General features: G+C 74.1%; 9 protein-coding genes and 1 pseudogene. 8 read left to right on the top strand and 2 right to left on the bottom strand.

What is annotated here, in order from left to right; translation table 11 throughout:
* The first annotated feature begins 159 nt into the window (after positions 1 to 159).
* The gene (locus tag ABZU32_RS29570) at positions 160 to 1,071 is read left to right on the top strand and encodes a site-specific recombinase (RefSeq protein ID WP_354927110.1); all 912 of its coding nucleotides are present in this window, start codon (positions 160 to 162) and stop codon (positions 1,069 to 1,071) included.
* On the opposite strand, the gene ABZU32_RS29565 is transcribed toward ABZU32_RS29570, so the two are convergent.
* Both ABZU32_RS29565 and ABZU32_RS29560 read right to left on the bottom strand, forming a co-directional pair.
* A complete protein-coding gene (locus ABZU32_RS29565) occupies positions 1,058 to 1,657 on the bottom strand; it encodes a cupin domain-containing protein (RefSeq protein WP_354927199.1) in 600 nt (199 codons plus the stop codon). The genes ABZU32_RS29570 and ABZU32_RS29565 overlap by 14 nt on opposite strands.
* 56 nt (positions 1,658 to 1,713) lie before the next feature.
* Positions 1,714 to 2,067: a VOC family protein gene (locus ABZU32_RS29560; RefSeq protein ID WP_354927108.1), complete on the bottom strand. Its 354-nt coding sequence runs from the start codon at positions 2,065 to 2,067 to the stop codon at positions 1,714 to 1,716.
* A gap of 87 nt (positions 2,068 to 2,154) precedes the next feature.
* Here ABZU32_RS29560 and ABZU32_RS29555 point away from each other — a divergent pair, with 87 nt between their 5' ends.
* The 7 genes and pseudogenes from ABZU32_RS29555 (at position 2,155) to ABZU32_RS29525 (ending at position 12,919) form a co-directional block, all read left to right on the top strand.
* On the top strand, positions 2,155 to 3,990 hold the full coding sequence (locus tag ABZU32_RS29555; RefSeq protein ID WP_354927106.1) for an SWIM zinc finger family protein: 1,836 nt from the start codon (positions 2,155 to 2,157) through the stop codon (positions 3,988 to 3,990).
* Positions 3,957 to 4,436: pseudogene (locus ABZU32_RS29550) on the top strand (DUF5691 domain-containing protein); the annotation flags it as partial. The gene ABZU32_RS29555 and the pseudogene ABZU32_RS29550, both read left to right, overlap by 34 nt.
* Before the next feature lie 453 nt (positions 4,437 to 4,889).
* Positions 4,890 to 5,840, top strand: a complete 951-nt coding sequence (locus ABZU32_RS29545; protein ID WP_354927197.1) for a DUF5691 domain-containing protein — start codon at positions 4,890 to 4,892, stop codon at positions 5,838 to 5,840.
* 348 nt (positions 5,841 to 6,188) lie between these two features.
* Positions 6,189 to 7,253 carry an AAA family ATPase gene (locus tag ABZU32_RS29540; RefSeq protein WP_354839371.1) on the top strand — a complete coding sequence of 355 codons (1,065 nt, stop codon included), beginning with the start codon at positions 6,189 to 6,191 and terminating at the stop codon, positions 7,251 to 7,253.
* Between the two features lie 301 nt (positions 7,254 to 7,554).
* The gene (locus tag ABZU32_RS29535) at positions 7,555 to 9,813 is read left to right on the top strand and encodes a DUF5682 family protein (RefSeq protein ID WP_354927195.1); all 2,259 of its coding nucleotides are present in this window, start codon (positions 7,555 to 7,557) and stop codon (positions 9,811 to 9,813) included.
* A 94-nt stretch (positions 9,814 to 9,907) separates the two neighbouring features.
* Complete coding sequence (locus tag ABZU32_RS29530; protein ID WP_354927104.1) at positions 9,908 to 11,089, top strand: VWA domain-containing protein; 1,182 nt, start codon at positions 9,908 to 9,910, stop codon at positions 11,087 to 11,089.
* A 309-nt stretch (positions 11,090 to 11,398) separates the two neighbouring features.
* The gene (locus ABZU32_RS29525; RefSeq protein ID WP_354927102.1) at positions 11,399 to 12,919 is read left to right on the top strand and encodes an MFS transporter; all 1,521 of its coding nucleotides are present in this window, start codon (positions 11,399 to 11,401) and stop codon (positions 12,917 to 12,919) included.
* Positions 12,920 to 13,119: the final 200 nt, after the last annotated feature.

The following is a 13,119-nucleotide window of genomic DNA, read 5'->3' as shown; positions in this document are numbered from 1 at the left end:
CCGCCGGCGGTCGTCCGACAGGTCATTTACTGCGGCAGCACTAGTCTCGAAGATGCCGGTCGACGATGTTTTACTGCGGTTTCGTTCATTCGACGGCGGGGTGGCGAAGCGACGCCACCTCGGCACCGCCCGTGGCGGGCGAGAGGGAGGCGACACGTCGTGCACCCGAGCACGCACGGTGGCGAGGGCGATGTGACCACCTCCCCGCCGCCCGTCGAGTACGCCGTCGCGATCGACCACTACCTGGCCACGCTCCGGCTGGGAGAGGCATCGCGGCGGGTCTACCGCATCGCGCTGGCCACCTGGGCCTGGGCGCTCGTCGGCAGGACCCCGCCGCGGGGGAGGGCGCGCCGCGGCGCCGTCCCGCCCATCGTGCCGCTGGCCCTGCTGGACGCGCCGGCCACCGCGCTGCGCCTGCGTTCGGCGCTGGACGAGCGCGCCGCGAGCGCCGACCCGCGCACCGTCGGCCGCGAGCTGTCGATCCTGCGCGGAGCCCTCGCGTGGTGGCGCGTGCGCGGCTGGATCGACGGCGATCCGCTGCACGTCGCGGGCGCCCGGCTCCGGTCTCCCGCGGCGCCGGCGGCCGCGCTCGCGGTGCTCACCCCTGAGCAGGTGGCGCAGATCTTCGGCCTGCCGGCCGACCTGCGCGAACAGGCCTGCTGGCGCCTGCTGTACGAGACCTCGGCCACCGTGGAACGCCTGCTCGCCCTCGACGTCGACGACCTCGACCTGGCGCGGCGGCGCGTCAGGGACTCCCCGTCACTGCGCTGGGGCCCCGGCACGGCGCGGCTGCTGCGGCTGCTCCTGCTCGGCCGCACCAAAGGCCCGCTGCTGCTGACGCGGCGCCGCGCGGCCCCGGGCACGCCCGAGCACGACCGCTGCCCGGTGACCGGCCGCGGCCGGTTGTCCTACCGGCGCGCGGCCGAGGTGTTCACCGCCGCCACCGTCCCGCTCACCCCCTCCGGCCACGGCTGGACGCTCCGCCAGCTGCGCTCGGCGGGGGCGGCCCACCGGCAGCGGCCCGCGCGCCCGCCCTTCAGGCTGGACGGGCACGAGGTCACAGGGCCGTGAAGTCGGCGAAGTCGAAGCCGGGAGAGACCACGCAGCTCACCAGCACCTGTTCGGCGCCGGCCGGGCGTGCCGCCTGCCAGGTGCCCGCCGGCACCAGGGCCTGCGGCACCTGACCCCGCTCCACCGCAGGGCCGAGCGTGATCTCCCGCCCCGCCGCCGGCCGGTCACCGTCGCCGCCGAGCACGAGGGTCAGCGGACCGCCACGGTGCCAGAACCACACCTCGTCCGACCGGACCGCGTGCCACACCGACTCCTCGCCCGGCTGGAGCAGGAAGTAGATGCCGGTCGCGCTCTGCCGCACCGCGCCGTACCCGGCCGGCTCGAAGCCTTCCGAGGTCCGCCACGTCTCGCGGAACCACCCGCCCTCAGGGTGGGGGAGCAGGTCCAGCGCCTCGGCCACCGGCGGGCGCCGCTGCACCGCGACGAACCGCCCCGACACGTCCCGGCGCAGGAACCGCAGCCCGCCGTCGTCGTCCACGGCCACCACCGGCTCCGGGCCGTTCAGGCTCGCGTTGGCGACCCGGAGGGCATCGTCGTCATCGGCCGCCTCCAGACCGGGACCATCGGGACAGGCGGCGAGCGTCATCACGAGCACAGCCGGAACTCTAGTGCCCTGCTCAGCTCGCGACACTGGTGCCCTGCTCAGCTCGCGCGTTCGCCGAGGACGCAGAACTCGTTGCCCTCGGGGTCGGCGAGCACGACCCACGGCACCGCCTCCTGCCCCACGTCGGCCCGGCGGGCGCCCAGTGCCAGCAGGCGATCGACCTCGGCCTGGTGGTCGACCGGGCGGAAGTCCAGGTGCAGCCGGTTCTTGCCCGCCTTCTCCTCCGGCACGGGGGCGAAGAGAAGGCCCGGCAGCACGTCCTCGGCCAGCCGGATCTCGTACTCGTCCTCGGCGTCGTTGACCACGACCCAGCCGAGCGCCTTCGCCCACCACTCGCCCAGCGCGACCGGGTCGGCCGAGTCGATGACCACTTGCTCCCAGATAAGACTCATGGTGCTCCCGTACCCCTGGTCCGGGAGGTATTCCGGCCCTTTCGCGCGGCCCGGTTTTTGTCGGAGGCCGTGGCTAATGTGCCTGGTGTGATCGAACGTTGGAGCCGTGAACAAGTGCTCGCGCTCGCCCCCGACGCATCCTCCCAGAAGGGCGCGCAGAGCGTGAGCACGCCGGCGAAGTGGCCGGCGACGGGGGCGACGCCCGACGTGCTCTGGGGTGAGTGCAAGGGCAGCGGCGCCACGCCGTACCGCGCGTGCGTCGACCTTGCCGAGCCCGCCTACCGCTGCACCTGTCCGAGCCGCAAGTTCCCGTGCAAGCACGCGCTCGGCCTGCTCCTGCTGTGGTCCGCCGACGGTGTCCCGTCCGCCGATGCCTCACCCGACTGGGTCACCGAGTGGCTCGAGCAGCGCCGAGCCCGCGCCGCCAAGGCCGCCACGCCACGAAGCGGCACCCCGACCGCCGGTCCCGGGACAGCCGGCCACGCAGGCCCCGGGACGGCTGGCCACGCAGGTCCGGGAACGGCCGGCCACGCAGGTCCGGGAACGGCCGGTCACGCCGGCTCCGGCTCGGGCCCCGGCCACGCGGCGATCCCGCCCACAGGCGACACCGAAGGCACGGCCGGTGAGGGCATCGGCGCGCAGGCAGAGCCCGGGGCGCCGGGGCTCGCCGACGGGGGGACAAGGCTTGCGGATGGCGGACCGGGTGTCGTGGACGGTGGGCCCGGTGTCGTGGACGGCGGGCCGGGTTCCGCCGACGGCGGCGAGCCCGATCGGCGGGCCGTCCAGCGTGAGCGGCGGGTGGCAGCGGGCCTGTCCGAGCTCGAACGATGGCTGGCCGACCAGATCGGCCAAGGCTTGGCCGGGGCCCGGAAGAGCGCTCCGGCGCAGTGGGAGGAGCTGACCAGGCGGCTGGTCGACGCGCAGGCGCCCGGTGTCGCCGGCGTCGTCTCGCGTCTGCCCCGCGTTCTGGCCGAGGAAGACTGGCCCGCCCGGCTCCTGGGCGAGTACGGCCTGCTCCACCTGCTCGCGGTCGGCTACCGTCGCGCGCCCGAGCTGCCCGCGCCGCTTCGCGACACCGTCCGGTCGCGGGTGGGTTTCCCCACCTCCCGAGAGGAGGTGCTGGCGGGGGCGACCGTGCGCGACCACTGGCATGTGCTCGGCTCACGAGACGAAGAGCAGGACCGTCTCGTCTCACGCCGGGTCTGGCTGCGCGGGCGCACCAGTGGCCGTTTCGCTCTGGTGCTGTCGTTCGCTCCGCCCGGTCAGGCCCTGGACGCCTCGCTGGTCACCGGCACCGTCATGGACGCCGAGCTGGCGTTCTATCCCGGTGCCGCCCCGCTGCGCGTGCTGGTCGCCGTCCGACACCAGGCGGCGCCGTCCGGGCCCCCACCCGGGGCCGGGGCGCGTGCCGCGCTGGACGAGCTGGCCGCCGCGCTCGCCGCAGACCCGTGGCTGGAGTCCTGGCCCGTCGTGCTGACCGATGTCGTCCCCGCCAGACGCGCTGACCGATGGCTCCTCGCCGACCTCACCCCGGCCCCGGATGACCGTCACAACCCAGGGGCTGACCGGCACGGCCCGGGAGGTAACCGGCAGCGCCCGGGGGACGACGAGCACGGCCCGGGGAGTGAGTGCCACGACACGAGGGGTGAGCTACACGGCTCGGGGGGTGAGCGGCACGGTTCACAGAGCGAGCGGCACAGTCCGGACGGCGACCGGCATGGCGCACTGGACGAGTGGCACGGTCCGGGGGGTGCGCGGCCGGGGCTACTCGGCGGGATGCCGCTGCATGCCTCGATGGGCGTCCCGTGGCGGCTGCTGGCCGTGTCCGGGGGCGAGCCCGTCACCGTCGCCGCCGAGTGGACGCCAGGTGGCCTGCGCCTTCTCACGACATGGGACGAGGAGAACCGGGTGGTGGTCCTGTGAGTACGGCTGAGGAGTGCGGGAGCGGCGGCGTGGTGATCACCGCGGAGGAGTGGGAACGGTTGGTGTCGGCCGCGCTGGTGGGCACCGATCGGCGGCCCGTGCCCGGTCTGCTGGGCAAGGCGGCGGCGTACACGGCGGGCACGCGGGCGGGACAGCGGCTTCACAGGGGCGAGCCGCTGCCCGTCGCGTCTCCGGAGGAGCAGCCACTGGTGCCGCGCGCGGCCGGTGAGCGCGCCGCGCGCATCCTCGGCGGTGAGCATCCCCGGCTGCTGCCCGAATGGCTGGAGGCCGCCGCCGCGCGGGGGTACCGCCTGCCGTCGAAGCTCATCCCCTCGGTTCTGGACCAGGGGGCGCGCGACCGCTCCCTGCGCCCTCCCATCGGCGTGCTGGCCGGGGCCAGGGGGCGCTGGCTGGCCTCCCTCAACGCCTCGTGGGCCTACCTCCTCGAGGAGGCCTCCGCCCACCTGTCCGCCACCGGTAGTGGACCGCCGACCACGGTCGGCTCCCCACCCCCTGGCGGACCTCCGGCGCGTGGCGCCTCTCTAGACGCAGGCGATGCTTCGGCAGGTGGAACATCTCTGGACGCAGGTGGCGCTTCTCCGGCCGGTGGCTGTCCGGCAGGCGGCGCCTCTCCGGATGCAGGCAGCCCTTCGGCAGGTGGCGCCTCTCCGGATGCAGGCAGCCCTTCGGCAGTTGGGGCCTCTCCGGAGGCGGGCGATCCTTTAACAGGTGGCACAGCTTTGGACGCGGGCGGACCTCCGGCAGGTGGCGTCTCTCCGGCTGGTGGCCGGTCGCCGGGCCTGGGTGGAGGGCCGGCCGTTGAGGGGACCGGAGGGACCGGAGGGCCTGGGGAGCCGGGCATGGGGGGCGGCGATGGGGAGGGGCCGGACGATGTGAGTGTGCCGACGCATCCTCTCTGGGAGTTCGGCACGCGCGGCGATCGACTGTCCTACCTGCGAAGTCTGCGCACGGCCGACCCCGTGGGCGCTCGCGCGCTCTTGCTGCGGAGCTGGGATGAGGAGTCTCCGGAAGACCGGGCCGCGTTCGTCCATGCCCTGGCCGAGGGGTTGTCGATGGCGGACGAGCCGTTCCTCGAGGCCGCGCTCGACGATCGGCGGCGCGAGGTCCGGGGCCAGGCGGCCGACCTGCTCACCCGGCTGCCCGACTCCCGGCTCGGCCGCCGGATGGCCGAGCGGGCCGCCCGGTGCCTGCGGCTGGCCGGTGACCGGCTCGTCGCCGAGCCGCCCGCCTCCTGTGACGCCGCCATGGAACGCGACGGCGTCCGCGCGCGTGCGCCCGGCGGCACGGGCCCGCGCAGCTGGTGGCTCCAGCAGATCGTCGCGCACACCCCGCTCGGCTTCTGGACCGGCCACTTCGGGCGTACGGCCAAGCAGATCGTCGCCCTCAACAACGGTGACTGGTCCAGAGAGGTGAGGCTCGGCTGGGAGCGGGCCGCGGTGCTGCAGAACGACGCCACGTGGGCGCGGGCACTGTTCGCCGTGGAGCCGCTCACCGACCTGCTCGCCGTCCTGCCTCCCGGCGAGCGCGCCGACAAGGCCGCCGAGCTGGTCCGCGACCAGCCCGTCGACGGCCAGCTGATCATGATGCTCGGTGGCGTCCCCGCTCCGTGGGGCGCGGCGCTGGCGAAGGCCGTCCTGGAGAAGATCCTCGACACGGTCGAACGCCAGCCGTGGAACCTCGGCGAGCTGGTGCGGCTGGCCGGCGAGCGCGTCGACCCGGCCTTCCATCCGATAGCGGCGCGGCTGTCCCTCGAACCGCCGGTCCAGGAGGTCGCCGCCACCCTGCGCTTCCGCTCCGACATGCTCGCCGAACTGGAGGCCGGCGCGTGAATCTCGTCCCGCATCGCCGGCCCGTCACGCGGCCCGGCTTGCCCCATCTCCCCGAAGGAGGGCATGCCGACCGTCCTTCCGCGATCTCGCCTCCGGGCGAAGCGCGCGTGAGGCGTTCTGATGCGCTCCCGCCTCCAGCGGGCGGGGGCGTCGAGTGCACTCCTTCGATCCTCTTGTCCACGGACGGACGCGGGACGCGTCCACCCGCGAGGTCGCGGCGCGCGGGCGGGCGTGATCCCGTCGGCCCGCCGCGAGGGCCGCGCGGGGGCGCGGTGGCGGCGCGACCGGTTCGTCCTCTGACCCCCATCTTCGATCTGGCCGACTACGCGGAAGCGAGCTGAAGCCGACATGACCGTCCTGCGTCCGCATGCGGAAGACCTTTATGCCGAGGAGCTGGCGATCCTGGCCAAGTCCGACGACCGGCCGAGGCCGCCGGGCTGGCGGCTCTCGCCTTGGGCGGTGACCACCTACCTGCTCGGCGACGGCCGGGAGATCACGCCCAAGTACATCGGGCCGCGCCGCATCGTCGAGGTCGCCGTCGCCACCCTCGCCACCGACCGGGCACTGTTGCTGCTCGGCGTCCCCGGCACCGCCAAGACCTGGCTGTCGGAACACCTGGCGGCCGCGATCAGCGGCGACTCCACGCTCCTGGTACAGGGCACGGCCGGCACCGCCGAGGAGGCGATCAGGTACGGGTGGAACTACGCGCGGCTGCTCGCCGAAGGGCCCTCGCGCGAGGCGTTGACGCCCAGCCCTGTCATGCGCGCCATGGCCGAAGGCCGGCTAGCCCGTGTCGAGGAGCTGACCCGCATGCCCTCAGACGTGCAGGACGCGCTGATCACCGTCCTGTCCGAGAAGACGCTGCCGATCCCGGAGCTGAACCAGGAGGTCCAGGCCGCGCGCGGGTTCAACGTCATCGCCACGGCAAACGACCGCGACCGCGGCGTCAACGAGCTGTCCAGCGCTCTTCGGCGGCGGTTCAACACCGTCGTCCTGCCCGTGCCCAACACGGCCGAGGAGGAGGTGGAGATCGTGTCCCGCCGGGTGGCGCAGCTCGGCCGTTCGCTGGAGCTGCCGCCGACGCCCACCGGGCTCGAAGAGATCCGCCGGGTGGTCACCGTGTTCCGTGAACTGCGCTCAGGGGTGACGGCGGACGGGCGCACGACGGTGAAGTCCCCCAGCGGCACTCTCAGCACCGCCGAGGCGATCTCCGTGGTGACCAGCGGCATCGCGCTGGCCGCCCACTTCGGTGACGGCGTGCTGCGCGCCGGGGACGTGGCGGCGGGCATCGTCGGCGCGGTGATCCAAGATCCGGTGTCCGACCGCGTCGTCTGGAACGAGTACCTGGAGACGGTCGTGCGCGAGCGCGCCGACTGGCGCGACTTCTACCGGGCCTGCCGCGATGCCTCCTGATTCCCCCGCACACGTCATGACGCCCCTGGTCCCGGCCACCGGCGAGCCGGCTCGGCGACCCGCGAAGCCGGCCCCGGCCATCGCCGAGGCGGTCGAGGGGCCCGCCGCGGCGCCCGCGGTCCTCTCCACGGTGTCCGCCCAAGATCCTCCAGTCGCTCCGGCCGAAGGCGGAGTCGCGGGTCGAGCGGAAGACGAAGCCGATGCCGGTCTCGAGGCCGAGGATTCCGGCATCGGCCAGGTGACCGATGGCCGGAGCGCCACAGGGCGTTCGTCCGAGGGGCGGGAGGCCGGTGGGCGGCGGGTGGGGGCCGGGGCGGCGGTCACGGTGCTCGGCATCCGTCACCACGGGCCGGGCTCCGCCAAGGCCGTGCTCGCCGAGTTGGACAGACTGCGCCCCGACATCGTGCTCATCGAGGGCCCGCCCGAGGCCGACGCGCTGGTCGCCCTGGCGGGCGATCCCGGCATGGAGCCGCCCGTCGCCCTGCTCGCTCACGTGCCGGGCGACCCGGCCAGGGCGGCCTTCTGGCCGTTCGCCGGGTTCTCACCCGAATGGCAGGCCATCCGGTACGCGGCCCGCGCGGGCATCCCCGCCCGCTTCTGCGACCTGCCCGCCGCCCACAGCCTGGCCGAACACCCCGCCCCCCCACAGCCGGACACCGCCCCCGAGGCCGATCGGAGACCGGAGGAGGGGGTGCGGCTGGATCCCGTTGGGGAGTTGGCGCGGGCGGCCGGGTACGACGATCCGGAGCGTTGGTGGGAGGACGCCGTGGAGCACCGCGGCGGTGACACCCCGTTCGAGGTGATCGCCGACGCGATGGCCGCGGTCAGAGAGGGGTACACCCCGCACGAGCACGAGGCCCGGCGCGAGGCGTACATGCGCAGGACGATCCGCGCCGCCTTCAAAGAGGGGCACCGACGCGTCGCCGTGGTCTGCGGCGCCTGGCACGTGCCGGCGCTGCGCGAGCCGGGGCCCGCCGCGCCCGACGACCGCATCCTGCGCGGGCTGCCCAAGGTCAAGGTGGAGATGACCTGGGTTCCGTGGACGCACGGCCGTCTGGCCTCCTGGAGCGGCTACGGCGCGGGCATCACTTCGCCCGGCTGGTACGACCACCTGTTCAGCGCGCCCGACCGCCCGATCGAGCGGTGGCTGGCGGCGGCCGCCCAGGTGCTGCGCGAGGAGGACCTTCCGGTCTCCTCCGCCCACGTCATCGAGGCCGTGCGGCTCGCCGAGAGCCTCGCCGGCGTCCGGGGCCGCCCGCTGGCCGGGCTGAGCGAGGTCACCGAGGCGGTCAGGGCGGTGCTCTGCGAGGGCGACGAACTGCCGGTGGAGCTCATCCAGCGGCGCATGGTCGTCGGCGAACGCCTCGGCCACGTCCCCGACGACACTCCGATGGTGCCGCTCCAACGTGACCTGCGCGACCGGCAGCGGCGGCTGAAGCTCCAGCCCGAGGCGCTCGAACGCGACCTCGACCTCGACCTGCGCAAGCCGCTCGACCTCGACCGCAGCCGCCTGCTGCACCGGCTCGGCCTGGTCGGCGTCCCCTGGGGCGCCTCGCGCGAGGCGCGCGGCAAGGGCACCTTCCGCGAGTCGTGGACACTGCGGTGGCTCCCGGAGTTCGACATCGACCTCATCGAGGCGGGCGCGTACGGCACCACCGTCCCGGCGGCGGCCACCGCGCGGGTGCGCGAACTGGTCGACCTCGGCACGGTGCGGACGGCCCGGCACGCCGCGCCGAGCGCCGGCTCCGCCGCGCGACCCGCGGTGACGCTGGCCGACCTGACCAGGGTGGCCGAACGATGTCTGCTCGCCGACCTGCCGGAGGCCCTTCCCGACGTCCTCACGTCCATCTCCACAAGGGCGGCGCTGGACAGTGACGTCACCCACCTGATGGCGGCGCTGCCGGCCCTGGTGCGCGCCCAGCGCTACGGCGATGTCCGCGGCACCCCGGCCGCCGGCCTGTCGGTCATCGTGGAGTCCCTGCTCGGCCGCATCTGCGCGGGACTCCCGGCCGCGGTCACCGGGCTGGACGACGACGCGGCCCGCGAGGTGCTCGGCCATGTGGACGCCGTCCACGCGTCGGTGGGCCTGCTGGAGTCGCGCAGGCAGGGCTGGCTGGCCGCGCTGCGCGGCGTCGCCGAGCGGCGCGACCTGCACGGGCTGATCGCCGGCCGGTTGACCCGCATCTTGCTCGACGCCGGCACGATCGCGACCGAGGAGGTCGCGCGGCGCATGTCCCGTTCGATGTCGGCCGGCAACCCGCCCGCGCGGGCGGCGGCGTGGGTCGAGGGGTTCCTGTCGGGCAGCGGCCTGCTGCTGGTCCACGACCCGGGCCTGCTCGGCCTGATCGACACGTGGCTGACAGGGCTCACCGCGGAGGCGTTCGTGGACGTGCTGCCCTTGCTGCGGCGGACGTTCGCCGCCTTCAGCCCGCCCGAGCGCCGCGCCATCGGCGGGCGCGTGTCCTCCGGCGAGTCCGAGAGGGCGAACACGCCCGAGGCGGACGCGGAGCGCGCCGCCCCGGCCGTGCACACCGTGCTCTCCATCCTGGGGAGCGCCTGATGCGCCGGACGGCGGGCCGGGGTGCCACTTCCCTTGGCACTCCGGCCCGCCGCCGGAGACGACCGATACGCCGGACGGGTGGAGGGAGATCGGCATGGATGAGCGGTTACGGCGATGGCGGCTGGTGCTGGGCGGCGACGCCGACGGCACCGGATGCGCGCTGGGCGGCGATGACGCCCAGATGGACGCCGCGCTGGCCGCGCTCTACAACGGCGGGCGCGGCTCGGGCGATTCCGGCCGCGGCGGGGGCGGCGACTCCCCGCGCGGTGCGGGGCTGGGCGGCTCGGCGCCGCGGGTGGCCCGCTGGCTGGGCGACATCCGCACCTACTTCCCTTCCACGGTCGTCCAGGTGATGCAGAAGGACGCCATCGAACGGCTCAACCTCACCCGCCTGCTGCTCGAACCCGAGATGCTCGACGCCGTCGAGCCCGATGTGCACCTGGTCGGCACGCTGCTGTCGCTCAACCGGGTCATGCCCGAGACGGCTCGCCAGTCCGCCCGCACGGTCGTGCGCAAGGTCGTCGAGGACCTCGAACGGCGGCTGGCGCAGCGCACCAGGACCGCCGTCGCCGGGGCGCTCGACCGGTCGGCCCGCACGCACCGCCCGCGCCGGGTGGCCGACATCGACTGGAACCGCACGATCCGCGCCAACCTGAAGAACTACCTGCCGGACAGGAACACGGTGGTGCCGTCCCGGCTGGTCGGGTACGCCCGCCGGCAGCGCGCGGTGATCCGCGAGGTGACCCTGTGCATCGACCAGAGCGGTTCGATGGCGGCGTCGGTGGTGTACTCCAGCGTCTTCGGCGCGGTGCTCGCCTCGATGCGGTCGCTGCGCACGTCCCTGGTGGTCTTCGACACCAGCGTGGTGGACCTCACCGAGCAGTTGCACGACCCGGTGGAGCTGCTGTTCGGCACGCAGCTCGGCGGGGGCACCGACATCAACCGGGCCATCGCCTACTGCCAGGGGCTGATCACCCGTCCGGCGAACTCCATCTTCATCCTCATCAGCGACCTGTACGAGGGAGGGGTGCGTGAGGAGATGCTGCGCAGGGTCGCCGCGATGACGGCGGCCGGCGTGCAGGTCATCGTCCTGCTCGCTCTGTCCGACGAGGGTCAGCCGCACTACGACCGCGACAACGCCGAGGCGCTGGCGGCCCTGGGAGTTCCCGCGTTCGCGTGCACGCCGGACGCCTTCCCCGGGCTGATGGCCGCGGCGATCGAACGGCGGGACATCGCCCAGTGGGCCGAACGCACCCTGTCGGTCCGCGCGACCTGACGGCCACCGCGCCGGTTCGACGCCATGCGGTGGTGACGGGCCATGAGGCGGGAGGTGATGTGGCCGTGGCCATGGGGGCGATGAGGGTGGGAAGGGCTTTGCGGGGATGGGAGTGTTTTGGGATGGTATGTGAGTTTTGTTGATCCGCTCGTACAGAATGAGAACCTCAATCATGATCGGGGCCGTGACCGGCGGGCCGTTCCGGAGCCGCCGCACCTCGGGTGACGCGGGCCGGGAGGGCCGGCTTGGGGCGAAAGGCCTAGGTAGGGGGCCGATGTGGCGGACGCGACGGACTCATACGGTGAGCGCGTGTCCTCAGCAGTGATCGAATCTCCGCCCATCTCGCCGTCCGGCGTGTTCAGCCGTCCGTACCGGGGACTCAGCGCCGGCATCGTCGCTCTCGTGCTGCTCATCGCGTTCGAGTACCTCGCGGTGGCGACGGCGATGCCGGTGGTCGCCCGCGCGCTCGACGGGCTGCCGCTCTACGGGCTGGCCTTCAGCGGGTCGATGGCCGCCAGCGTGATCGCCACCGTCGCGGGCGGCCGGTGGAGCGACGTGCGCGGCCCGGTCGCGCCGCTGTGGACGGGGATCGGCGGGTTCACCGTGGGCCTGCTCATCGCAGGGCTGGCTCCCACGATGCACGTGCTCGTCCTGGGCCGGTTCGTGCAGGGCATCGGCGGCGGCCTGTTCTCGGTCGCGCTGTACGTGGTCGTGGCGCAGGTGTACCCGCCGGAGATGCACCCCCGCGTGTTCTCCCTGCTGGCCACGGCATGGGTGCTGCCGTCCATCGTCGGTCCGGCGATCACCGGCACCGTGGTGGAGCACGCCGGCTGGCGGTGGGTCTTCCTGGGGATCCCGCTGCTGGTGGCCCCGGCCGCCGTCGTGCTGTGGCACGGGCTGACCGGACGGTCGGCCGCCGACAGGCCGCAGGACGCACCGCAGGGCGCGTCACCCCAAGCCCCGCCCCAGGACGCGCGGCATGGCGCACCGCAAGCCGCCGCGCCACCTCAGGCCGCGTCCCAGAACGCGCCGCATGGCGCACCGCAGGGCGCGTCACCCCAGTTCGCGCCCCAGAACGCGCCGCATGGCGCGCCCTCCGGCGCCGATTTTCGTGCTCGGCTCGCCTGGGGCGGCGTCGTCGCCGTCGGCGCGGCCCTGCTGCAGTACGGCAGCGGCCTGGGCGGCGACGGCTATGTGCTGCTGGCCGTGGGGCTCGCCGTCCTCGCCGTCGCCCTCCCGCGCCTGCTGCCCCGCGGCACGATGCGCGCGGCGCGCGGGTTCCCGACGGTGGTATTGCTGCGCGGTTTGGCCGCCGGGGCGTCGTTCGCCGCCGATGTGTTCGTGCCGCTGATGCTGACGGGCGAGCGCGGGCTGAGCCCCACGTTCTCGGGCCTGTTCCTCACCGGGTCGGCCCTGACCTGGTCACTCGCCTCCTGGATCCAGGGGCGCCGCCGGTACGACCGCACGCGGTTGCTGCGCGTCGGGACGTTCCTGGTCGCCGTCGGCACCGCCGGCACGGCGTTGCTGGTCTTCGACTCCGTGCCGCTCGCCGCCGGCCTGGTCGCATGGCTGGCCACTGGGTTCGGCATCGGCCTGGTCTACCCGACGCTGTCGGTCCTCACCCTTGAGCTGTCCGCCCCCGGCGAGGAGGGCAGGAACAGCTCCTCGCTCCAGATCGGCGAGTCGGTCTTCTCGGTCGTCGCCATCGCCCTCACGGGTGCGCTGTTCGCGGCGTTCGACACCGCCTGGTGGGTGTACCTCGCCTGCTTCGGCCTGATCGTCGCCCAGGCCGCCCTCGCCACGCCGATCGCCGGCCGCACCGGACGCTGACAGCCGCGCAGCCGCCCCGCGTCCCGGCCAGGCCTGACCGCCGCCCGGCCCGCCGATCACCCGCCCGGGCCGTCCCGGCGTCATGATGTGACCAGGACTCATGACCGGTCCAGATCGCCCGAGCGTCGTGATGCGGCCCGGATCCATAACAGCGCGCCGGAGCCGCCCCGTGTCGTGATGTGGCCCGGACTCGTGACGGA

Source organism: Sphaerisporangium sp. NPDC005288 (genome assembly GCF_040607475.1).
Classification (GTDB): Bacteria; Actinomycetota; Actinomycetes; order Streptosporangiales; family Streptosporangiaceae; genus Sphaerisporangium; species Sphaerisporangium rhizosphaerae.
This window is presented reverse-complemented; position numbering and strand designations above follow the sequence as displayed.